The sequence below is a fragment of the Parabacteroides timonensis genome (genome assembly GCF_900128505.1).
In the GTDB taxonomy this organism is placed as follows: domain Bacteria; phylum Bacteroidota; class Bacteroidia; order Bacteroidales; family Tannerellaceae; genus Parabacteroides; species Parabacteroides timonensis.
Window position 1 is genome coordinate 1,006,830 of sequence record NZ_LT669940.1, and the last position, 22,893, is coordinate 1,029,722.

The 22,893-nt window shown below is 44.3% G+C and carries 16 protein-coding genes; 7 read left to right on the plus strand and 9 right to left on the minus strand.

Going from position 1 to position 22,893, the window contains the following annotated elements; genetic code table 11:
- Nucleotides 1-16: 16 nt before the first annotated feature.
- Together BQ7394_RS04615 and leuB are read left to right on the plus strand one after the other, a co-directional pair.
- Nucleotides 17-463 carry a methylglyoxal synthase gene (locus BQ7394_RS04615; RefSeq protein WP_075556292.1) on the plus strand — a complete coding sequence of 149 codons (447 nt, stop codon included), beginning with the start codon at nucleotides 17-19 and terminating at the stop codon, nucleotides 461-463.
- A gap of 16 nt (nucleotides 464-479) precedes the next feature.
- A complete protein-coding gene (gene leuB, locus BQ7394_RS04620; RefSeq protein ID WP_075556293.1) occupies nucleotides 480-1,550 on the plus strand; it encodes a 3-isopropylmalate dehydrogenase in 1,071 nt (356 codons plus the stop codon).
- Nucleotides 1,551-1,652: 102 nt separating this feature from the next.
- On the opposite strand, the gene BQ7394_RS04625 is transcribed toward leuB, so the two are convergent.
- From BQ7394_RS04625 to BQ7394_RS04645, 6 genes are all read right to left on the minus strand, one after another.
- Nucleotides 1,653-1,931 carry a Txe/YoeB family addiction module toxin gene (locus BQ7394_RS04625; protein WP_075556294.1) on the minus strand — a complete coding sequence of 93 codons (279 nt, stop codon included), beginning with the start codon at nucleotides 1,929-1,931 and terminating at the stop codon, nucleotides 1,653-1,655.
- 1 nt (nucleotide 1,932) lies between these two features.
- Complete coding sequence (locus BQ7394_RS04630) at nucleotides 1,933-2,250, minus strand: hypothetical protein (protein ID WP_075556866.1); 318 nt, start codon at nucleotides 2,248-2,250, stop codon at nucleotides 1,933-1,935.
- Nucleotides 2,251-2,434: 184 nt separating this feature from the next.
- On the minus strand, nucleotides 2,435-2,569 hold the full coding sequence (locus BQ7394_RS26435) for a hypothetical protein (protein ID WP_255419276.1): 135 nt from the start codon (nucleotides 2,567-2,569) through the stop codon (nucleotides 2,435-2,437).
- A 268-nt stretch (nucleotides 2,570-2,837) separates the two neighbouring features.
- The gene (locus BQ7394_RS04635) at nucleotides 2,838-4,268 is read right to left on the minus strand and encodes an Ig-like domain-containing protein (protein ID WP_075556295.1); all 1,431 of its coding nucleotides are present in this window, start codon (nucleotides 4,266-4,268) and stop codon (nucleotides 2,838-2,840) included.
- A 24-nt stretch (nucleotides 4,269-4,292) separates the two neighbouring features.
- On the minus strand, nucleotides 4,293-5,204 hold the full coding sequence (locus BQ7394_RS04640; RefSeq protein WP_075556296.1) for a RagB/SusD family nutrient uptake outer membrane protein: 912 nt from the start codon (nucleotides 5,202-5,204) through the stop codon (nucleotides 4,293-4,295).
- Between the two features lie 376 nt (nucleotides 5,205-5,580).
- Nucleotides 5,581-6,402, minus strand: coding sequence for a tetratricopeptide repeat protein (locus tag BQ7394_RS04645; RefSeq protein WP_075556297.1), 822 nt, complete (start codon nucleotides 6,400-6,402; stop codon nucleotides 5,581-5,583).
- A 161-nt stretch (nucleotides 6,403-6,563) separates the two neighbouring features.
- Here BQ7394_RS04645 and BQ7394_RS04650 point away from each other — a divergent pair, with 161 nt between their 5' ends.
- Entirely contained in the window at nucleotides 6,564-7,406 is an 843-nt protein-coding gene (locus tag BQ7394_RS04650) for a mechanosensitive ion channel family protein (protein WP_075556298.1), read from the plus strand.
- 227 nt (nucleotides 7,407-7,633) lie between these two features.
- Here BQ7394_RS04650 and BQ7394_RS04655 read toward each other — a convergent pair whose 3' ends face one another.
- Complete coding sequence (locus BQ7394_RS04655; RefSeq protein WP_075556299.1) at nucleotides 7,634-9,847, minus strand: RelA/SpoT family protein; 2,214 nt, start codon at nucleotides 9,845-9,847, stop codon at nucleotides 7,634-7,636.
- Between the two features lie 174 nt (nucleotides 9,848-10,021).
- Here BQ7394_RS04655 and BQ7394_RS04660 point away from each other — a divergent pair, with 174 nt between their 5' ends.
- A complete protein-coding gene (locus BQ7394_RS04660; RefSeq protein ID WP_075556300.1) occupies nucleotides 10,022-11,542 on the plus strand; it encodes a DUF4301 family protein in 1,521 nt (506 codons plus the stop codon).
- A 72-nt stretch (nucleotides 11,543-11,614) separates the two neighbouring features.
- On the opposite strand, the gene BQ7394_RS04665 is transcribed toward BQ7394_RS04660, so the two are convergent.
- Nucleotides 11,615-12,928 (minus strand): Gfo/Idh/MocA family protein, encoded by a 1,314-nt coding sequence (locus BQ7394_RS04665; RefSeq protein WP_075556301.1) that lies wholly within the window; start codon nucleotides 12,926-12,928, stop codon nucleotides 11,615-11,617.
- 192 nt (nucleotides 12,929-13,120) lie between these two features.
- On the opposite strand from BQ7394_RS04665, the gene BQ7394_RS04670 reads away from it, so the two are divergent.
- Nucleotides 13,121-14,209 (plus strand): PCMD domain-containing protein, encoded by a 1,089-nt coding sequence (locus BQ7394_RS04670; RefSeq protein WP_075556302.1) that lies wholly within the window; start codon nucleotides 13,121-13,123, stop codon nucleotides 14,207-14,209.
- Nucleotides 14,210-14,222: 13 nt separating this feature from the next.
- Nucleotides 14,223-15,008: a porin family protein gene (locus BQ7394_RS04675; RefSeq protein ID WP_075556303.1), complete on the plus strand. Its 786-nt coding sequence runs from the start codon at nucleotides 14,223-14,225 to the stop codon at nucleotides 15,006-15,008.
- A gap of 459 nt (nucleotides 15,009-15,467) precedes the next feature.
- On the opposite strand, the gene BQ7394_RS04680 is transcribed toward BQ7394_RS04675, so the two are convergent.
- Complete coding sequence (locus BQ7394_RS04680) at nucleotides 15,468-19,415, minus strand: hybrid sensor histidine kinase/response regulator transcription factor (protein WP_235848669.1); 3,948 nt, start codon at nucleotides 19,413-19,415, stop codon at nucleotides 15,468-15,470.
- A 269-nt stretch (nucleotides 19,416-19,684) separates the two neighbouring features.
- Here BQ7394_RS04680 and BQ7394_RS04685 point away from each other — a divergent pair, with 269 nt between their 5' ends.
- Complete coding sequence (locus tag BQ7394_RS04685; RefSeq protein ID WP_075556304.1) at nucleotides 19,685-22,882, plus strand: SusC/RagA family TonB-linked outer membrane protein; 3,198 nt, start codon at nucleotides 19,685-19,687, stop codon at nucleotides 22,880-22,882.
- Nucleotides 22,883-22,893: the final 11 nt, after the last annotated feature.

The following is a 22,893-nucleotide window of genomic DNA, read 5'->3' on the forward strand; positions in this document are numbered from 1 at the left end:
ATAGGAGGTATTAGTTATGAACAAAAGATTGACCATTGCGCTCGTAGCGCACGATAACCGTAAAGCAGACATGGTAGAATGGGCTGTACACAACGCAGAATTCCTTTCTCATCATCATTTGGTATGTACCGGAACGACCGGTGGACTGATACGCAACGCTTTCGACGAGAAAGGCGTAGGTGCTGAAATTACTTGTATGCATTCCGGTCCGTTGGGCGGAGATGCCGAAATAGCAGCAATGGTAGTACGCAAGGAAGTGGATCTGGCGATCTTTCTGATCGACGACCTGAATCCGCAGCCTCACGAAGCCGACATCCAGATGTTGCTTCGCCAGTGCCGTGTTCATAACGTGCCCATCGCTTGTAACCGTTACAGTGCAGACCTGATGATTACGAGCACTCTGTGGGATGACGACAGTTATGTCCCCACGGAACCCAAATATGTGCTATTTAAAAGAGACTAAAAGAACAATTATTTATATGAAATTAAACATCGCAGTCCTTCCCGGCGACGGTATCGGTCCCGAGATTGTAGAACAAGGCATGAAAGCCGTAAAAGCTATATGTGAGAAATATGGCCATGAATTAAGTTACAAACATGCTTTAGTGGGAGCCGTTGCCATCGATGAAACAGGCAACCCGTATCCGGACGAAACGCATGAGCTCTGTATGCAGAGCGACGCCGTTTATTTTGGTGCGATCGGTTCTCCGAAATACGATAATAACCCGTCTGCCAAGGTTCGTCCCGAACAGGGATTGCTGGGTATGCGTAAGAAACTGGGACTTTTTGCCAATATCCGCCCGGTGACGACATTCCCTTCGTTATTGCATAAGTCGCCTCTTCGTGCCGAATTGATCGAAGGAGCAGACTTTATGTGTATCCGCGAATTGACAGGAGGTATGTATTTTGGTCGTCCGCAAGGTAGAAGCGAAGATGGTAATACGGCATACGACACTTGTGTTTATACCCGCGAGGAGATCGAGCGCATTGTTCGTCTGGCTTACCAGTATGCACAAAAACGTCGTAAGAAAGTAACCGTGGTCGATAAGGCGAACGTATTGGCAACTTCCCGCCTATGGCGTCAGGTTGCACAGGAAATAGAAAAAGAATATCCGGATGTGGAAACCGAATATATGTTCGTGGACAATGCTGCGATGCGTCTGGTTCAGTGGCCGAAGAGTTTTGATGTGATGGTGACTGAAAATATGTTCGGTGATATCCTGACAGATGAAGCGTCTGTGATTACAGGTTCACTCGGAATGTTGCCTTCGGCCTCTATCGGTGTGCATACTTCTGTATTCGAACCGATCCACGGCTCTTATCCGCAAGCTGCCGGAAAGAATATCGCAAACCCGTTGGCCACTATCCTGAGTGCCGCCCTGATGTTTGAATATGCTTTCAATCTGATGGAAGAAGGTGCTTTGATCCGTGAAGCTGTTGCCGCCTCTATGGATGCCAATGTCGTAACGGAAGATATAGCAGAGAACGGTAAGGCTTACAAGACCAGCGAAGTAGGGGATTGGATTGCTGAATATATTGCAAAGAAATAACTGATTACAACATCCGGTGGGGCAAAACATCTTTCGTTCCATCGGATGTTTCGTTTGGTATGCTTTTATTGCTTCAGGTTTCAGTTACCTTATGCCGCATCTTTATTTATCTCCATAATGATTTTTTGCTGAAACAACTGTAACAGTTATTTTTTCTTCTTCTATGGTATAGATCAAACGATTAAATTTGTCAATCCTTCTGCTCCAAAAACCGGACAGATTACCTTTTAGAGCTTCAACCTGTCCCGTTCCTGTGGTGGGGTGTTCTTTTAATTCTAGGAGCAATCTTTCAATTTTGGTTATTACAGTCTTATTCCCTGATTTTTTAAGTTCAGCTATGTCTTGTATGGCTTTTGGTTCAAATACGATAATATATGCCATTTCATAGACTGTTTATGAAGTTTGTAATATCTTCTGTAGATTGTAAAACTACGGTAGATTTAACTTTTCCCTCTTTGTGCGCTTTTACCCGTTTTTCCACTTCGGCCATATTCTCAGCATCATCAAACCACGGGTCACCGCTTGGACTCGGATTGGTTGAAACTTCTACACTCAGGGAATTTGCTTTGGTTTCCAAAATGTTTTCTATGAAAGCCTTTACGCTTTTACCCTGTGAAGCAGCCATAATGGACAGCTTTTTCAAAGTGTCCACAGATAAATCTATATTTTTCCTTTTCTTTTCAATTGCCATTGTTGCCATAATCTTTCGTATTTTCCACAAAGGTATAAAATATACATCATATACACAATGTATGTATATTGGATGGCTGAATATGTGGTGAAGATATAGGTCGTAACCAATTGGAACTGACATAAAAAGCCGGAATTAAGGAATGCAGGTTACGCGTTCTTTAATTCCGGCTTTTGACTTTTCCGGGTGATGATCATTCAATCACCGGCCTGTCGTCTTCCCTTTCTTCTCCGGGAAGATATGCGGTTTCAGCACTGACTTGTTGGAGGAAGCCAAAGTCTTCTTCGGTGTGGAGTTGTTTTACATTAAGCGTGTTTATTTTCTTCATGAATTAATTAAAAAAGGTTCAATATTAAATACTATGTGAACAAATGTAGGTTATTTCTTTGGTATATCTCCTATTCTCTTTCTCTCGGAAAAAGCGGGGATAAAAGCTCTAAAAAATAGTAAGCCCTGTTCCTGTTGGGGACAGAGCTTACTGAGTTTTTTAGGCATCGTCCTCGTTGGGGACGGAGGTTGCAGAAGCTTTTTAGTGTTGTCCCCGGCGGGGAAAGGGGTTACAGAAGTTTTTAGCACCTGCCCCCGACGGAACAGTGTCAATTTTCTGGAAATACGACATCTACCGTAAATACATAACTTTCTCCGTTGTAAGAGATATGTATATCAGCATTCGTCCAAGAGGGAACATATGGCAGGGTCTCCTGTACCCCCTTCTCCGTTCCTCCCGGAATCGGGAAATTCCACCAAAATTGAGCCAATCGTCCTCCCGTGGTGGTATAAAAGTCAACATGGTCCAAATATACCTCTTCTGAATTTTTATTATTTACCCAACAAATAAAATCAGTTGCTGCATAGGGACCATAACCTGGCTTTGGCTTCAATTCAATAGAAACCTCTATATTCTTTTGTATGGAAGATATGATGTGTACACGCGTCGTTTCCGAAAAAGAACCTTTTTCATTCCGGACACGAATGGTGACAGATCCTGGAGCATGTCCGGTTACAACGCCATTTTCTACTGTTGCGATGCTTTCGTCCGAGCTTGTCCAAATCAAACCTTCCTCTACGGCTCCTGAAGGCAAGACTGAATATCTTAACTTCTTACTTTCTCCTGTGCTGATCTCCGTCAAACCATCTAAAAACATAATAGTTGATACTTCAACCTTATTCACTGTTACCAGACAAATAGCCGTAAATCCTCCTTCTTCGGATGTTGCTGAAATTTCGCAACTACCTGTAGATTTTAAAGTCACTAAACCATATTCATTTACCACAGCTACTTTTTCATTGCTACTTTTCCATATCAGATTTTTATTTGTTGCATTTTCAGGGTAGAAAATAACTGTAAGTTGTTTATTAGTACCCGGATCTCCAATCAGTTCATATTGATTCAACTCTATTTTCTCCAGTTGAGTCGGTTTCACCTTTACATTACAAACAGCCTTTACTGCCTGGTCTTTCTTGGCATTTACTGTAATAACGGCCTCTCCAATTCCTGTTGCTTTCACCACTCCCAACGGCGAAACCGTTGCCACTTTTTCATCCGACGATTTCCATTCTACATCCTTATAGGTAGTATTTTCCGGAGAGATCGTATAGGATAGTTGTTCCGTTTCACCGGATTTCAAAGTCAGCGTGTTTTTATTCAATTTTATACCAGCGGCTGCAACCGGTTTAACTTTTACACGACAGGTTGCAACGAAAGGCTGACCGTTGGCATCGCCTACCTCGGTAGTTGATACTTTGACTTCGGTTTCGCCTTCCTTCAAAGCGGTCAGTAATCCGCTATCCGTAACTTTGGCTACACCTGCCGGGCGGTAATCGATATAGTCGGCAACTTCCCATTTATATTTCGGAGTCGGAGCATCCGAAGAAATATGTGATACTTCAAACTGGTAGGTTTCGCCCACATAAATTTCAATCTCCGATTTATCCAGGCTGATGGCTGTTACGATAGGATCGTCTTTTTGACAAGAATAGAAAAGAATTGTTGCAAATGCAATTAGAATATAAATAGAATGTTTCATGTTGTTTGAATTTTTATAGGTGAATTAATAGCCGGGGTTCTGTGTCACTCCCGGATTTACTGATACTTCATGTGAAGGGATTGGGAAAATACTCAAATGGTTGTCAGGCCAGCCGAAATAAGTTTGGTCATATTCCATGGTATTCAACAATAATTTCCCGGCATAGTTGTGGCTTGTGGAATAGGTGGATTTGTAAGTCTCCATCACCTTTCCTTTCACTTCTCCGGTCAGCCAACTGTTCAGCGCTGTATAGAACGCATTGCTGGAAATGTTTTCGTTCTTCAGAACCGAAGCGACTCTCGAAAAATTTCCTTGCAAGGAATAAACCTGGATAAGATATTGCTGAATTTGCTCCCGTTTCATATCCGAATGTGCGTAATATAACAGGGCTGTTTCAAAATCGGCAATGACTTCGTTCAGGATTTTATTCCTGTTGCTTTCAGGGATAATATGACCATCTGTATTCTGATCCCATATCTTCAAAACCAGCGGAGCTTTTCCATACCAAAGTGCTAATTGTAAATAGATATGCCCTCTTACCGTTAATAATTGTCCGGCGCTCTTTTCTTTAAAAGCATTTGTAAGGATCGGGCTGGCATAAATCTTATCTAACAGAGAATGCGTTTCATTTAAACAGGCATATGCGTCATCCCATAACCGCTCGATTAATGGATTATTTCCGGTATATGTTTTTTCTTTAACCGACAGATATTCCGTCTTATCATTTACTCCTAGATAAGCTGCATCCAGTTCATTCACGAAACTGACAAATTCCGCATGTTTTGCGTAAATGCCATCGACTGCCATTTGATAGTCGTTTTCCGACTGATAGTAAGTGTCAGGGCTAAGATTATCAACCGGTACTTGATTTAATGGTTCTTTCCCACAGCCGGTAAACAACAGTCCGCAGGCGAATAAGCAGAGAAGATTTCTCATAACAAATTAAATTTTACCCTTCCTGTTTCCCCCCCGGAAAGATTAACAAAAAAAGAGGCGTGGAAACTGTTTAATATCTTATCTGTCATAGAGGTATCCCCATACCCACCGTACAAATAATAAACAACAGCCCCACGCCAATATGATATAACAACACTCTACAGGAGAGTGTTTGATAATACCAAAGGCGTGAGCGTTTTCTGCTGTTATTAAACTTGTACGGTTTGAAAATTGGGGATTTTCTATGACAAGAATAATATCTTAAAAACGCTCTTTAAATATGTATTTCCAAATGGTCTTGTTTGCACCGGACCGGATGGAATTGGTGCAAAAATACGAAAAATCTTTTATTCCTAGGTCTTAATAAACGGTTTGTTTATTTCGTCATCTTCATCAACTCCTCGATGACTGCCGGGTCGTAACCCATTTCGAGTGCTTTTTGAAAGTCATTGGCGGCAGACTCCTTTTCGTATTGGGCCAGTTTGACTTTGCCTCTTAATACATATAAGGAAGCACCGGGTGTGCTTTCAGCAAAAATTTTGCTGATATCGGCCATGGCCCGCGCATTCTTTCCCATCATGAAGTAGACATCGGCCCGTCCTTCATACAGAAGCCAGTCGCGAGGCATCTGGCTAATCAGGTAATTGAAAATCTTTTCGCTCTCGTCGTAGTTGCCACGCATCTTTTCCAGGATGGCATGTCCCAGGCGGGCACGTACCGACTTTTCGTTGATCTCCAATATTTTGTCGAAATCCTGTTCAGCCCAGATATAATTCTTTTTTTGTATATAGATCAATCCCCGGCAATAAAGAGCCTCTTCGTTTGTCGGTTCTTCGATGAGGAGGGCGTTGTAATCGTTCAAAGCCTTTTCCGTTTCACCCATTTCGGAGTATAACGAAGCACGGTTTTCGAGGATTGTCGGGTTATTGGGGCGTCCGCTGAGTGCTGCCGTATAGGAAAGCAGAGCATCTTCCAGTTTGCCCTGTCGGCGTTGTATACTTCCCAGGTTGGTCAGTAACGCGTAGTTCATCGGGTTACCAGGCTCTTTGCGCATGGCCGAGCGCAGACTTTCTTCGGCAGATACCAGATCTTTCTTGTCGAGGAAATCGTAACTCTTTTCAATCAACTCTTCGTAAGATTGAGCGTAACTGCTTGCTGCCATCAATAGGAAGACAATGAATATCGGAAGTAGTCTCATTCTGTTGTTTTTATCTGTTATTTGGAATGGATACAAAGCTACGTAAATATATTGTTCGGGCGCCGGATTAAAAAAACTTTATACCTTTGCCACATTTTATAAGACTTTTGGGGACTTTGATTGTTATAAGATAAAAGTGTTTAATTAAAAATGATAGATTTATGATATTATTAGATGTGTTGGCGTCCAATCCGAGATTGGAAGGTTTTATTAATTCCCTGATAGAGCAGGGCAGTCATTTAGGGTGGACAATAATCAAAGCTGTAATCGTATTTATTGTAGGGCGGTTTATTATCCGGATGATAAACAAACTCGTTCGTCGTATTCTAACCAAGCGTGACTTCGATCCGTCGGTGAAGACCTTTGTCGGAAGTCTTGTCAATGTCACCTTGATGGTGTTATTGATCATCTCGGTCGTTGGTGCACTGGGGGTACAGACAACATCGTTCGCTGCGCTGCTGGCTTCTGCCGGTGTTGCCATCGGTATGGCTTTGAGCGGAAACCTGTCGAACTTTGCAGGCGGACTGATCATATTACTATTCAAGCCTTATAAGGTAGGCGATTATATCGAGTCGCAAGGTGTGGGAGGTACGGTAAGGGAAATTCAGATTTTCCATACGATCCTGCTCACGGCAGACAATAAAAATATTTTTATCCCTAACGGTGCGCTGAGCAGCGGTGTCGTTACCAACATCGGTAATGAACCGACCCGTCGTGTAGAGTGGACTTTCGGAGTCGATTACGGCAGCGATTTTAATCATGTTAAAAGTGTGATCGAGTCTGTATTGGCAAAGGATGCACGTATAATGAATGAACCGGCTCCCTTCATCGCTTTGAGTGCGCTGGCCGGCAGTAGCGTGAATATCGTAGTGCGTACCTGGGTGAAAAGTACCGATTACTGGGGCGTTTATTTTGATACCAATAAGGCTATTTATGAAACATTTAATGCGGAAGGTATCGGTTTCCCGTTCCCACAACTTACCGTACATCAGGCAAAAGACTAACTTGTCCTTAAAATAAATCTTTTTGTTCAATAATCGCTGGATTTGGTTCGGTGAGGATATATTCTTAAAAAAGTAGAACAAAAAGATTTATCTTTGTCTTTCAGAAAATTTATTGAAGTGTATTGATTTGTATAAAAATATATAGAACTTTATTTTGTTACTTTAGTATTAATTATTTGGTTATAAAAAATGAAAAAGGCTCGCCATTAGTGGACGAGCCTTTTTTCTCATGAGTTCAGGCGGTCTACCGTTTTCACTCCTTTGACGGCTTTTATTTTTTTGACCAGCATATTCAACGAATGGGTATCCCTTACCAGTACGGCGAAGTTCCCCTGGAAGATACCGTCTACCGAGTCGATATTCAGCGAACGGAGCGTAACATTGTTTTCTTTCCCTATCACAGAGGTAATGTTTGTTACGATCGTGATGTCGTCACGCCCGATCACCCGCAATGTGACGATGTAGCCATTATCTCCTTTTCCACTCCATTTGGCCCGGATAATACGATAACCGAAACGGCTGAACATCTCCTGTGCATTCGGACAATCCAGACGGTGTATCTTGATACCTTGTGTAGAAACAAATCCGAAAACATCATCCCCATAGATCGGATTACAACATTTGGCTAGTTTGTATTCTATGCCCGTCAGATTCTTATCGATCACAAGCACATCCTTGTTCGTGGATATCTCTTCCACTTCGGTGGTCTTGATATACTCTTCGGCACTACGCACTTCCGAGCGTTCGTTCGCTTCGGTTTCTTTCCGTACATATTCCTGGTATTCGTCAATCACGTTGTTGGCATCCAGCCGTTCTTCCGCTATTTCAATATAGAAGTCGGTGACGGTCTTAAACCCTTTTTTCTTGATGTAACGCATCAGGTAAGGTTCGTCCATCTCGATCTTCCGGTTCTTGAAACGCCGTTGCAGCATTTCCTTGGCAAAGTCGACCGCTTTGGCCGTCTCTTCCCTCAGTGCCTGCTTGATCTTTACCCGGGCTTTGGAGGTGACGACGATATTCAGCCAGTCGCGTTTCGGCGACTGCGTAGGGGAGGTGACGATCGAAACCGTATCTCCGTTATGAAGTACATATTTAATAGGTACGTTCTTCTCGTTTACTTTGGCCGACACACATTTACTACCCAACTTCGAATGGATGGCAAAGGCAAAGTCGAGTACAGTAGCCCCTTTGGCCAGTTTGATCAGTTCGCCGGTAGGAGTGAAGACATATATCTCGTCTTTGTACAGGTCCATCTTGAAGTCCTGCATCAGGTCGAGCGGATTATTCTCTTTCTCTTCAAGGGCTGCACGGACAGTGTTGAGGAACTCATCTAGTCCGCTTTCGGCTTTTACCCCTTTGTATTTCCAGTGGGCGGCCAGTCCTCTCTCGGCAATCTCGTCCATACGGCGGGTACGGATCTGTACTTCCACCCATTTGTTTTGCGGGCCCATTACTGTGATGTGGAGGCTTTCGTATCCATTCGTTTTCGGGATCGATATCCAGTCTTTCATACGGTTCGGGTTAGGCTGGTACATATCTGTTATGATCGAGTAGACCTGCCAGCAGTCTGAACGCTCCTTTTCCAAAGGTGTATCCAGTACGACACGGATAGCGAACAAGTCATAAATCCCTTCAAACTCAATTTTTTGCTTTTTGAGCTTGTTGTTGATGGAATGGATTGACTTCGTACGTCCTTTGATATCGAACTTCAGACCCATTTCCTGCAACTTCTTCTTGATAGGAGCGATAAACTCGGCAATATAGATATCGCGCGAACGTTTCGTCTCGTTCAGCTTTTTCTTGATGAAATCGAACTGCTTCGGATCGGTATATTTCAGTGACAGGTCTTCCAGTTCGCTTTTGATTTTGTATAATCCCAGACGATGAGCCAACGGAGCATACAGATACGATGCTTCGGTAGCCAACCGCAAACGGTCGTCTTCCTTTAGCTGTTTACCCAGGCGCATCAGGCAAAGACGATCGGCAATCATGATCAGTATCACCCGTACATCTTCCGCAAAGGAAAAGAGCAGGTGATGGAAGTTCTCGGAATTGACAGCCGTATTGCGTGCATACAGATCGGATGTTTTCAATAGCCGGCGGATAATCAGTGTCACATCTTCATCGAATGTTTTTTCTACTTCTTCCAGCGTCACTACTTTTTTCAGCACAGGGCGGTAGAGTAGGAGTGCGATCACAGAAGTTCGTTTCAGGCCGATTTCCGTTGTTGCGATCAGGGCGGTATTTATATTGCGGATCAGACCGTTGATGCCGTTCTTGTCCCTTCCGTAACAGTCGAGGGCGACAACACGCTGCATCAATTCTTTCATTTTTCGTATATCCTCTTTCTGTAAAAAGGAATAAAGGCTACGTACCAATTGTCTGTATTTCGAGAAGAAATCTTTTCTCTCCTCCTCAGTAAAGAACGGTTGTATATCCATAGTTGCGTCTCTTTTTTTACTGCCCATTTGAGGACAGGCCGTAAAACATACTGTAAAAGTATCTTTTTTCTCCGAATATCAACTATAATCTAAGGGTATTTTTATACATTTGCGAGAAGGATAGGCCCGGAAGGGGCCGAAATGGATAAGAATACTAATTTAAAAAGATATGCTATGTTAAACGCAAACGATTTAAAACAGCTGGCGGATAAAGGGATCAGCGAACAGCAGATTGAAGAACAGTTAGCTTGTTTCGTAAAAGGCTTTCCTTACCTTGAGATTGCCGCTTCGGCTTCGGTAGAAAAAGGAATAATGGTTGTTTCGCAGGAAGCTCAGGCCACCTATATGGAGGCCTGGGATGCTTACCTGGCTAAAAATAAAAGAATCCTTAAGTTCGTTCCGGCGTCGGGTGCAGCCAGCCGTATGTTTAAGAACCTCTACGAATTCCTGTCTGCCGACTATGACGTGCCGACGACTGACTTTGAAAAGAAGTTCTTCAACGAGATCAACCGTTTTGCTTTTTATAATGAATTGAATGCCGCTTGTGTGAAAAATGACGGAAAAGACATTCCGGCACTTGTTGCATCAGGCAACTACAAAGCGGTCGTATCGAATCTGCTGGATAGCAAGGGACTGAACTACGGACAGTTACCCAAAGGCTTGCTTCTGTTCCATAAGACTGCCGATAAGGTACGCACTTCTATGGAAGAACATCTGGCCGAAGGTGCCATGTATGCAAAGAACAATGCCGGCGAAGTAAATATCCATTTCACCGTTTCTCCCGAACATAAAGCCTTGTTTGAAAAACTGGTGAATGAAAAGAAGCACGAGTACGAAGAAAAGTTCTCCGTAGCCTATGATATTTCTTTCAGTGTGCAGAAACCGAGCACTGACACGATAGCTGCGGATATGGAGAACAACCCTTTCCGCGACAAGAACGACAAACTGTTGTTCCGCCCCGGCGGTCATGGTGCACTGATCGAAAACCTGAACGATATAGATGCTGATGTCGTATTCGTAAAGAACATCGACAATGTGGTTCCCGACAGTTTCAAATGTTCGACCGTAATCTTCAAGAAAGTGATTGCCGGTGTACTGGTAACATTGCAGGAACGTATCTTCAATTATCTCGATCTGATCGAGACAGGTAAGTACACCCACGACCAGGTGGAAGAAATGATCCATTTCCTTCAGTACGATCTCTGTGTGAAGAACCCGGAAATGAAATTGCTGGAGGATGCCGAACTGATCCTTTATATTAAAGGTAAGTTATTGCGTCCGCTGCGTGTTTGCGGTATGGTGAAGAATGTAGGTGAACCGGGTGGTGGTCCGTTCCTGGCAGTTAACCCGGACGGGACTATTTCGTTGCAGATACTGGAAAGTTCGCAGATCGATTTGAAAGATCCGGCTAAGAAAGTTATGTTTGAACAAGGTACCCATTTCAACCCGGTTGACCTGGTATGTGCCTTGAAGAACCATAAAGGAGAAAAATATAATTTACCGGAATATGTTGACAAGAATACCGGCTTTATCTCTTACAAGAGCAAGGATGGCCGCGATTTGAAAGCATTGGAATTGCCCGGTTTGTGGAATGGCGCTATGAGCGACTGGAACACAGTCTTTGTAGAAGTTCCTATCGAAACATTCAACCCGGTAAAAACAGTGAACGACTTATTACGTCCCGAACATCAGTGATTGGGTCGATGCCATAATAAGAATAAGGTTTAATAGAAGAAAGGCGGACTCGTGAGGGCCCGCCTTTTATTCTTATATTTTCGGAAGTTCCCACGGAGCGCGATATTCCTTACACAGGTATTTATCTGCTTCGGCATCATGGAAACTGGTGCCGTCCCACGATAGTTTCTTTCCAGTGCGATAGGCGATATTTCCCAGTTGCGAGAATTTGGCGATATGGGCACCGATCTCAATACTTGCATTACAGTTGCGGTTGCGTGACTTGATACATTCCAGATGATTTTTGACATGCAGGTTCAGACCACCTTCACCATAGGCCTTCTTCAGGGCTACGGCCTCCATTCGGGCTTTACCGCTTACTTTTTCGGGAATCACTTCCCAGCCGCCACGGTCGATTACTAATGTACCGTTTTCACCCACGAAACCGAGTCCGTGGTTACGTCCGTAAGCGCCGTCGTCTATTCCGATGGCATGATCCCACATAACGGTGAAATCATCGAAAGTATAAATCGTTTGGAGCAGGTCGGGTGTTTCGCAGGCATCGTCCGGATAGCCGAATTTGCCGCCCGATGCCATGATAGAATTCGGAGCCGTCACATTCATTCCGTAAAGTGCATAGTCTAATAGGTGAACGCCCCAGTCCGTCATCAGTCCTCCGGCATAATCCCAGAACCAGCGGAAAGTAAAATGGAAACGGTTGCGGTTGAACGGACGCTGAGGAGCCGGACCGAGCCACATATCGTAATCGACACCTGCCGGAACAGGTTCGTCGGCAACGACCGGGATCGACGGGCACCATCCCTGATAAGAGAACACCCTCACGGTACGGATCTTGCCCAGTTGTCCGCTATGCACGAAAGCCATCGCATCCTGCCAGTGCGGATCGCTGCGCTGCCATTGGCCTACTTGTACCACACGGTTGTATTTTTCGGCGGCACGTACCATGATGTTACATTCTTCGATACTGTTGCCCAGCGGCTTCTCGCAGTATACATCTTTCCCAGCTTCACAGGCGGCTACCATCTGAAGGCAGTGCCAATGGTCGGGCGTACCTACGATAACGACGTCTACATCTTTGTTGTCGATCAGCTTCCGCCAGTCTTTGTAGAGGTGTTTTACCTTCTTTCCGGTCAGTTTCTGCGTCTCGGCAGCCCTGTCGTTTAACACTTTTTCATCAATATCGGCCAGTGCGATACATTCTACTTCCGGGTTACGGAGGAAGGCCTGTAAATCTGAAAAGCCCATCCCCTTGCAACCGATCAGGCCGACACGGATTTTGTCGTTGGCACCCACCGGATTACCTCCAGCTTTAATAAAAAAAGGGTTCATAGAAAGTCCGGCTCCCAGAATAGCTGCCTGCCGGATAAAATCTCTGCGTGTTGTCATGGTCTATATGAGTTAATAGTAAAGATACACAATTGTTAGTTAGACACCAAAAGTAAGAATAAAGCCCGGTATCCCCCAATAAAATATGTAATAAATATATAATGTAGTGTACAAATCCGAAAAAGGGAAGTAAATTTGCACCTGCTCTCGGCGAAGAGCGATGTATAGAGTATTCACCCAAAAAGAAACAAAATGAAGCTGACACGCTTATTGACCTGTCTTTTTTTAAGTACAATAGGGTTTTCCTGTATCCAGGACGAGGCTCCAAATGCGGAGGCCGATATCAACATCCTTACCCTCCCGGGTAGCGAGGATGATATTCTGGACATAGATTATGAAAATGATGCGATTGTAATTTGGGCCACTCCGGGTATAAACCTGGAGAGTGTTGCTCCCGAATTTACATTGACGGAAGGTGCTACAATCAATCCGGAAAGTGGAACGGTTCGCGACTTCACCACACCTAAGACGTATGAAGTAACCTCGCAGGACGGCAACTGGAAGAAACGGTATGAGATTTCTTTCATCATGGCCGATATTCCTACCAAGTTTGATTTTGAAAATGTAAGACAAAAAGATAAATATCAGGTATTTTACGAAGTGGATGGAAACGGTAAGCCTTGTATGACCTGGGCTAGCGGTAATCCGGGATTTGCCCTGACCGGTGTCGGTAAGGGACCGGAAGATTATCCGACTATGTCTGATCCCAACGGGATTAGCGGTAAATGTCTGAAACTGGTAACTCGTTCGACCGGCTTTTTCGGTGAGGGGGTAGGTATGCCTATTGCTGCCGGAAACTTGTTCTTAGGAACGTTCGATACGAGTAATGCCTTGACCAATGCGTTGAAGGCAACCCGATTCGGTTTTCCGTTTGCTTATGAGCCTGTTGCTTTAAAGGGATATTATAAGTATAAAGCAGGTGATGTCTTCACTAATGGTACAGTGCCAGTGCCCGGGACGAAGGATGAATGTGATATTTATGCTATTTTCTACGAAACGGACGATAATGTGAAACGTTTGGACGGAACGAACCAGTTCACTCATCCTAACCTGATTTCCATCGCTCGTATCGATAATCAGAAAGAGACGAATGAGTGGGTCGAATTCAATATTCCATTCAAGATGCAACCCGGTAAGACGATCGACAATAATAAGCTGAAAAATAAGAAGTATAATGTGGCCATCGTTTTCTCTTCCAGTTTGGAAGGCGACCATTTCAATGGTGCTGTGGGAAGTACATTATATATAGATAATGTGGAATTAGAGTATAAGGCCAATTAATACTTGAAGACAGATGAAAAAGAATATATCGATTATAAGCATTGTAGTATTGCTGTTGGTGTCGACTACCGTATTTGCACAAACCGACAGGAATAAAGGGATTATCCGGTCTTCATTGATCGGTTTGGAGTATGAGGTAAAGGCCGGGTTCAGTATCGGTGGTACGGCTCCGCTTCCTTTGCCGGAAGAAATACGGGGTATCGACAGTTATCGCCCGGGTATGCAGATCGCTATCGAAGGAAACGTGACCAAATGGCTCGATCCGGCACGTAAATGGGGGCTGACTGTTGCTTTGCGCCTCGAAAACAAAGGAATGAAGACGGATGCTACCGTGAAAAACTATAAGATGGAAATCATTGGTGATGCTGGTGAGAAGCTGAAAGGTTACTGGACGGGTAACGTAAAGACAAAGGTAAAAAACTCATACCTGACAGTTCCTGTACTGGCTGCTTATCAGATTGCTCCCCGTTGGAGAGTGAATGCCGGTCCGTTTTTCTCTTATGTGCTTGACGGCGATTTCTCCGGTGATGTATATAACGGTTACCTGCGTGAAAACGATCCGACAGGAAACAAGGTAGAATTTAAAGAGGGGAAAAGTGCACCTTACAACTTCTCGAAAGACTTGCGTAAGTTCCAATGGGGTGTGCAACTCGGCGGTGAATGGAAAGCCTTCAAACACCTGAATGTATATGCCGACCTGACCTGGGGATTGAATGATATCTTCAAGAAGGATTTCGATACGGTTTCTTTCGCCATGTACCCGATCTATCTGAATCTGGGTTTTGGTTATGCCTTTTAAAGATATAGAATAGTTTATCAATATAATAAGCCAAAGGAGATTTCTCTTTTGGCTTATTTTGTTAGGTTGAATGTTTCAATTTTATCAGATATGAACCAATATGACCGTCCTCGTAGGGGCAGGTTCCAAACCTGCCCTTTGTGACAATGATTACATCCTGTTGATATTGGGCGGGTTTGGAACCCGCCCCTACGAGGTCGGTTATTTAGGTTTCACCTTTTTCTAAAGTTGAACCAAATATCAGCTTCTCGGTCTTCATTAAAATTAGCTCCCAGATAATAGTCAGTCAACTCGGTTGTGGTTTGAATTGCCAGCCAGCTAGTATTGATCAACCCCAATGCACTATTCATACCACAGTTGTGGTATGAAAGAAACTCAACTGTGGTATGAACGGAATCCAACTGTGGAACAAAAGAAATGCAGTTGTGAAACGCAATAACATCTACCAGTTTTCACTGTTTAACCCTTTTTCTCCTGCTGCCTGAACTGTGATGGAGTAATACCTTTGATCTGTTTGAACAAGGTACTGAAATGGCGGGGATATTCAAAGCCGACGGTTTCGGATATCTCCGTTATATTCATGGCGGAACCTGTCAGTAGTTGAGAAGCCTTCTCGATACGGATCATATTGATGTAATCGTTTACCCCCATATTGGTTAGTGCCTTCAACTTGGCGTAAAGCGGCGTACGGCTCATTCCCAGCTGGGTAGTCAGGAACTTAACGTCGAGTTCGCGGGACGGCAGATTATCATAGATCAGCTTGTTTAACTTCAGCATGAATTCTTCATCCAGGTTGTTTGTCGGGGCAGTGGGGATCGCTTCTGTCAGATGCAGATGACTTTCCTTATATTTCTGTTTGATAGCTTCCCGGTTCTTCAACTGGTTGCTGATGACCGTCATTAATAGTTCCATATCAAAAGGTTTGGCCAGGTAAGCATCTGCTCCGAGCTTGTAACCCATTGTAGTACTGTCGAGGTCACCCCGGGCTGTAAGAAGGATCACGGGGATATGACTTGTTGCGATGTCTTCCTTAATTTTCTTGCATAATTCATACCCGTTCATTTTCGGCATCATGATGTCGCTGACGATGATGTCGGGGTGCTTCTGGTTGATGATCTCCACGGCTTCCTCCCCGTTAGCCGCCAGATATACATTCTTAAAGGACTCCTGTAATGCTTCTTTCAGGAAAGAACTCAATTCTTTCTTGTCTTCGACAATAATCACTGAATAGTTATTGGTGGAGAAAGCTTCCGGCTCGGACGGCGTCTCGACAGGCTGCCATGTGTCGTACCGGCTTTCTTCATTTTCCGGGTTATCGCTCTCGGTATCGAGTGGAAGTTCGAAGAAGAAAGTGGCCCCGCCATCGGTATTATTCATTGCCCCGATCGTTCCTCCATGCCGTTCGATCAGGACTTTGGCGAACGATAGTCCGATACCGCTTCCCGATTGCTCATGGTTCCCCTGATAATAACGGGTAAAGAGTTTATCTATATCCAGATCACCCAGACCGATTCCCTGGTCGGCAACACTGACATATACTTTGCCATCCATCAGTTGACTGGATACAGTAATGGTCGTATCAGGCGAACTGAACTTCAGTGCGTTCATTAATAGGTTCGAGAGGACCGTCGTACATTTCTGTCCATCGAAACTAACCTGTCCGATCCGGTCGTCCAACTGGTAATCTATGCGGATATGCCGGGCTTCGAGTTCACTTTCAAAATCCTTTGCAATCGAACTGATCCATTCATTGAGCGGATGAGGTGTTTTATGCAGGGGACTCTTCGTCTCTTTCAGGCTGTTCATATCCAGTACCATGTTGATAATGTTACGCATATCGAGTACCTGTTTATAGATACCGCCCAGTTGCCCTTTCAGTTTCTCCGGATCGTTCCAGCTGTTTTTGTCGAGTATCCTCTTCAACGGGGCGTAGATCAGTGTCAGCGGAGTACGCAACTCATGGCTGATATTGATCAGGAAATGTATTTTCTCTTCATTAATCTTATTGGTATGTTCCTTTATCTTCCATCGCATTTTCCTGTCTCTGCGTCGGCGGGATACATAATCTATCCAGAGCAATATCAGAATAAACAGAATAATAAAGATCGCGAAGACATAAGGACGCTGATACCAGGGCGGTGTCACCGTGATATGAAGCACATCGGCCGGTTCGCTCCATTCGCCGCTCTTCGAATTACAGGACACCAGGATCGAATAACTACCGGGAGCCAGCATACGAAGGGAGAGGATGTGACTGTATGTTTCAGTATACTGCTTGTCGAGTCCGGTGATCGTGTAACGGTACAACTTGTTTCTGAATACATCTTTCTCCATTGCAATCACTTTTATTTCCACCGAGCTATGGGTATGGGGAATGGTGATATTATTATTCCCCGGTTGTAGCTTGTCGATGCAAGAGTTTCCGTCGAGCAATACGTCCATCAACCTGATTTCGGGAAGGTCTTCTTCCTTGGTCGATATATTTTTATTGATACGTAATAAGCCGGAAGCTCCTCCCAGATAAATATAATCCGAGATGGAAGATACCTGGTACTTATAAATGAACTCGTTGGTGGTATATCCATCCGACTCTCCCCATGAGGCAAAGCGTTTCTTTTTCAGGTCGTAAGAGAATAACATATTACGTGCGCCGATCCAAAGTCGTTCCTGTTCATCGAGAAGGAGGGTAGATACGCTGTTGAATAGCTTGGTCTCTATTTTGGTAAACTCTTTTGTGTTCGAATTGAAGTAACCGAAGCCATACTCTGTTCCGATCCAGAAGATGCCGTTCTTATCGCGGGCAACGGCTTTGATCGTTTCGTGTTCCCCGATACTGAGCAGGACATGTATTGTGTCGTTGCCGTGATGTACTTCATAAAGCTTATTGCTTTGAATGATATAAGCAGACCGGTTGTCAGTGCATACCATCTTCATCGGACCGACGGCTAACTCTTTTCCGTCGACTTTCAGGAATGAGAATTTCCCGGTCTTAAGATTATGGCTGAGAGCATTTTTGCCCAGGAAGTAAGACCACTCATCCGTGATCCTGTAAGCCATAGACGCATTACCACCATGAAACTGATCGATTGTTGTCGCTTCATCGATCACATGGAAAGGGCGGCTGTAACGTCCTGTCTCCTTATTGAACAGGTAAAGACCTTTCGTATATAAGGATACAAGCAGTTCCGAGTCTGAATAATCGGTAATAGATACGACCTTGTCCCCGTATGTGGAAGGGTAATGCTTAAATGTATCGGTATAGGGATTATATTGGTTGATACCTCCTCCGTCCGTCCCCAGCCATAAGCGTCCTCGTTTATCTTCATGGATGCTGATGACTGATATATCGCTTAATCCGTTTGTATTGTTGAGAGGTACATCCTTATATGTTTTCATAAAGACCTCCTTTATACCGATCATGCCGCCTCTAACCGTTCCGCCCCAGATATTATCTTGTTTATCCCTGTAAAGACATTTGACGGAATTAACAGGAAGGGAGCTCATATCTCCCGGCGTATGCATAATAGCTGTGATATCCGAGGGATTATTCAGATCCATGATATTGATGCCTCCGCCATCGGTGGTTATCCAGAGTTTATTATCTATCTCCATGAAGTCGAGAACCAGGTTGTTATTCAGTTTTGAATTTCCTGTATGGATATGATAGAGTTTCTCACCGTTAGGGGCATAGCAAACGAACCCTTTATTATAGGAAGACAGATAAAGTCTTTTTTTACTATCCAGATAGGCGGCGTTCAGATTAGTCTGCACCGGATAATCCGTGGGGGAGATCTGACCGGAAACCGGATTATATCTGAGAATGCCGTTCCAGTGGGAGATAAGTAAAAGCTCTCCATTCTCCCAGGGTTTTATGTAATACGGCCTGAAGTTGGATGAGTCCTTTTGGATGATCGATCTTTTACTGAATGCCTGCTTTTTATAATCATATATGTACAGGCCATCATTTGCAGAGAAAAGGATGGCGCCGGGGCAGGTATAAAAAGAGTTTGTCAGGATCGCTTTATCTTCGAACAGGATCGGATGGAATGAGTCGCTGCTCTTGTCGTACAGGGTTAAGCCGTTATTGGTCGATATCCAGATATTGTTCAGGGAGTCTTCTGCCAGGAAGTAGATCGTATTTCCCGGTAAAGAATAGGGATTGTCTTTTTCATGGAAATAGCTTTTCATATCGTAGCGGTCGAAACAGTTCAGTCCCGAAGCAGTCCCGATCCAGATCAGTCCTTTGTTGTCGGCTAGGATACAATTAACTGTTGTTTGCGAGAGTCCTTTGTCAAGACTCAGTTGCTGGAAATAATAACTGGGATTGTTCCCCTTTATAAATCCGTTGCAGGAAAACAGCAGGATCAGAAAGTATAAAATTCGTGTAACAGAGCTTTTTTCCATCATATCTCATTCTAATTACCGCAAATGTAATAAAACCAATCTGAAGTTGAAAATAGCTGACTTAATTAGAACTTCGGGATGGATTTTGACATGAAAAGTACGCAGGTTGACATCCGTCTGTGGCGGAAAATGCAACTTTGCGTTGTGAATAGTTAACTAATTATAAACGCTTATGGTATAGTTAAGAGTTGATTTTTTACATGAGGTAGTAAACCACTGGGTAGTTACCCGTCTTGAGAACTTTATTTTATTATCATTTAAAATTCGATTTTATGAAAAAATCTCTTGTAACATTGTTACTGATGTTATTCTGTTGTGCCGTTTTTGCACAGCAAAATGTGAATGGCGTTGTCATAGAAGAGGCTACGTCGGAACCCTTGGCCGGAGCAGCCGTTCAGGTGAAAAACTCACAGAGCGGAACGATTGCCGATGCGGATGGAAAGTTTTCCATTAGCGTATCGCCCGGGCAAACTTTATTGATTTCTTATATTGGCATGATCCCTCAGGAGATACTCGTGAAGGAAGGCATGACTAATCTAACTATTAAAATGCTTAGTGACGCAGTGGATATAAACGAAGTAGTAGTGGTAGGCTATGGTGTACAGAAGAAAGTGAACCTGACCGGTTCGGTTTCTTCGGTGAAAGGCGAGGCGCTGGAGCTTCGTCCGGTAGCTGATGCTGTGCAGAGTCTGCAGGGAATGGTGCCGGGGTTGCTGGTTAGCAATTCCAGTGGCGGCCGTCCCGGAGGTACCGGTACTTTGACATTGCGTGGACAAGGAAACCTTGACAATAATGCTGCACCTTATATCCTGGTGGACGGTGTGGAAATGAGTCTTTCGGATGTAAACCCCAGCGATATTGAAAACATATCGGTATTGAAGGATGCGGCGGCCTGTGCTATCTACGGTGCGCGTGCAGCTTACGGTGTGATCCTGGTGACTACCAAGAAAGGGGAAGAAGGTAAAATGCGTATCAATTACCAGGGAACGGTAGGTTGGAGTTCGCCGACTGTATTACCAGATATGGTTAATTCGTACGACTTTGCTCAATACTGGAATGCAGGTGTTACAAATGCCGGTTCACCGCGTTTGTACAGTGACGAGAAACTAGGTCTGCTGCAACAGTATATTAATGATCCGAGCAGCGTAAATCCGTGGTTCGAACTACCTGCTAATGCCAATATGAACCCGGCTTTCGAAAACTCGGAGTCAGGAGTAGGTAATGTGAACTATTTTGATCTGCATTATAAGAACTGGGCTTTCAAGCAGAATCATAACATCAGCCTGAGCGGTGGCGGTAAAGCGGCACAATATTATATCTCAGGAGGATATTATTCGGAAGACGGTATCCTTCGTTATGCCGACATGGATTATAAACGTTATAATTTTGCGGCTAATATCACTTCACAGCTGACCAGCTGGATGAAGTTGAAGGTGAATTCCAAATTCATGCACTCCGACCAGAATACCCCGTTCGGTGACGGTGGTATCAGCGAAGGTTTCTATCATTCGCTGGCACGTTTCCGTCCGACGGTTTCGCCGATCGACCCGAACGGAAACTTTACGGAGCTGACAATGATCCCGTACCTGCAGAGTGGTACTTATACGAATACACAGCGTGATAATATGAACCTTACCGCCGGTCTGGAAATCCAGCCGATGAAGAACTGGTTTATCTTCTTCGACTATACGTATAAAATGGGTAACAAGGAATATGAAGCCCTGAACGTCAGCCCGCTTATTTATGGAGCCGACGGTGTGAGCACTTCTAAAGGGGTACGCTCGGAGTTAGGTATGTCGCCTGATGGTAAATTTACCCGCAGCTATGACCGCTCACGTTATCAGTCGATCAATTTGTACACAAATTACCTTTTCAGCATTGCTGAAAAGCATAACTTTACTGTAATGGCTGGTTTCCAGGAAGAAGACTATGACTACAGCCTGATGAAGAACTCCATTACAGGATTATATTCAACCAGCAACCCGAACGTGGGAATGGGAACAGGCGACAAGACCGTTGTCGATACCCGTAACGGCTGGGCTACCCGTGGTTTCTTCGGACGTATCAATTATGATTACGATGGTCGTTACCTGGTTGAAGTGAACGGTCGTTACGACGGTTCTTCCCGCTTCGCTTCCGGCAACCGCTGGGGATTTTTCCCTTCCGTATCGCTGGGATGGAATATCACGCGTGAAGAGTTTATGAGCTCTGTGACAGATGTGTTGTCTAACCTGAAGCTACGTGGTTCTTATGGTTTGCTGGGTAATCAGGCAGGTGCCGCCCTCTATACTTTTGCGGCAACCATGTCTTTGAACAACGGTTTAGGTAATTATATCTTCTCCGACGGACGCCATATCTTTACAAAAGCACCGGGTGTAGTAAATCCGAATACAACCTGGGAGAAAGTGGAAAGTAAGAATATCGGTATTGATTTCGGTTTCTTAGGAAACTCTTTGACCGGTACGTTCGACATTTTCCAGCGCGATACGAAAGATATGTTAGGCCCTGGTGTCGACTTCCCTGATTTCTTCGGAGCCGATGCTCCTAAAACAAATAATGCACGTATGCGTAACCGGGGGTGGGAGTTGGCTTTGAATTATCGCGGACAAATCAACGGTGATATTCAATATACGATCGGCGGTTCAATCTCCGATGCCACTTCAGAAGTGACCGAATATGCCAACCCGACCGGAACGAACCCGAATGACAATTGGTATACAGGGAAGAAAGTGGGTGAAATCTGGGGTTATCGTGCCGACGGTCTGATACAGACACAGGAAGAAGCCGACGCTTATAATGAGAAATATGATATGTCGTTTATCAGCGGACGTCCCTGGACACCGGGCGATGTGAAGTATCGCGACCTGAATGGCGACAATAAAGTTAACAAAGGAACCAACACATTGGATGATATGGGCGATATGACGGTGATCGGTAATACGACCCCGCGTTATCAATATACAGTGAACGGTTCTATCAGTTGGAAGGGCATAAGCCTGAGCATGATGTTCCAGGGCGTAGGCAAACGTGACTGGAATCCGGGAACAGGTGCTTATTTCTGGGGAAGCGGTCCGTATGCACAGGTGACTGTGTTCAAGGAACATCTGGATTACTGGAGTGAATCGAATCCGGGTGCTTACTATCCGAAACCCTATATCCATACGGCAGGTGGCGTTGTACCGTTCCGTGATAAAACGATGACGACCAGCGACCGGTATATTCAGAGCGGTGCGTATTGCCGTCTGAAAAACCTGACAGTAAGCTATGACCTTCCTGCAATCTGGACGAACAAAGTCGGTTTGCAGAAGGCACAGGTATTCTTCTCCGGTGAGAACTTATTGACTTTTACAAAGTTGAAAGGTATGTATGACCCGGAAGCGATCTATACAAAGAATGATTATACCAGTGAAGGTGGTAAGAACTATCCGATGAACCGGGTGATATCTGTGGGTTTAGTTGTTAACTTATAATTTAGAGATCT

Excerpts from the sequence above, each read along its gene's own strand:
- BQ7394_RS04615 (WP_075556292.1), top strand. The coding sequence starts at position 17 with ATGAACAAAAGATTGACCATTGCGCTCGTAGCGCACGATAACCGTAAA.
- leuB (WP_075556293.1), top strand. The coding sequence starts at position 480 with ATGAAATTAAACATCGCAGTCCTTCCCGGCGACGGTATCGGTCCCGAG.
- BQ7394_RS04625 (WP_075556294.1), bottom strand. The coding sequence starts at position 1,931 with ATGGCATATATTATCGTATTTGAACCAAAAGCCATACAAGACATAGCT.
- BQ7394_RS04630 (WP_075556866.1), bottom strand. The coding sequence starts at position 2,250 with ATGGCAACAATGGCAATTGAAAAGAAAAGGAAAAATATAGATTTATCT.
- BQ7394_RS26435 (WP_255419276.1), bottom strand. The coding sequence starts at position 2,569 with ATGAAGAAAATAAACACGCTTAATGTAAAACAACTCCACACCGAAGAA.
- BQ7394_RS04635 (WP_075556295.1), bottom strand. The coding sequence starts at position 4,268 with ATGAAACATTCTATTTATATTCTAATTGCATTTGCAACAATTCTTTTC.
- BQ7394_RS04640 (WP_075556296.1), bottom strand. The coding sequence starts at position 5,204 with ATGAGAAATCTTCTCTGCTTATTCGCCTGCGGACTGTTGTTTACCGGC.
- BQ7394_RS04645 (WP_075556297.1), bottom strand. The coding sequence starts at position 6,402 with ATGAGACTACTTCCGATATTCATTGTCTTCCTATTGATGGCAGCAAGC.
- BQ7394_RS04650 (WP_075556298.1), top strand. The coding sequence starts at position 6,564 with ATGATATTATTAGATGTGTTGGCGTCCAATCCGAGATTGGAAGGTTTT.
- BQ7394_RS04655 (WP_075556299.1), bottom strand. The coding sequence starts at position 9,847 with ATGGATATACAACCGTTCTTTACTGAGGAGGAGAGAAAAGATTTCTTC.
- BQ7394_RS04660 (WP_075556300.1), top strand. The coding sequence starts at position 10,022 with ATGTTAAACGCAAACGATTTAAAACAGCTGGCGGATAAAGGGATCAGC.
- BQ7394_RS04665 (WP_075556301.1), bottom strand. The coding sequence starts at position 12,928 with ATGACAACACGCAGAGATTTTATCCGGCAGGCAGCTATTCTGGGAGCC.
- BQ7394_RS04670 (WP_075556302.1), top strand. The coding sequence starts at position 13,121 with ATGAAGCTGACACGCTTATTGACCTGTCTTTTTTTAAGTACAATAGGG.
- BQ7394_RS04675 (WP_075556303.1), top strand. The coding sequence starts at position 14,223 with ATGAAAAAGAATATATCGATTATAAGCATTGTAGTATTGCTGTTGGTG.
- BQ7394_RS04680 (WP_235848669.1), bottom strand. The coding sequence starts at position 19,415 with ATGATGGAAAAAAGCTCTGTTACACGAATTTTATACTTTCTGATCCTG.
- BQ7394_RS04685 (WP_075556304.1), top strand. The coding sequence starts at position 19,685 with ATGAAAAAATCTCTTGTAACATTGTTACTGATGTTATTCTGTTGTGCC.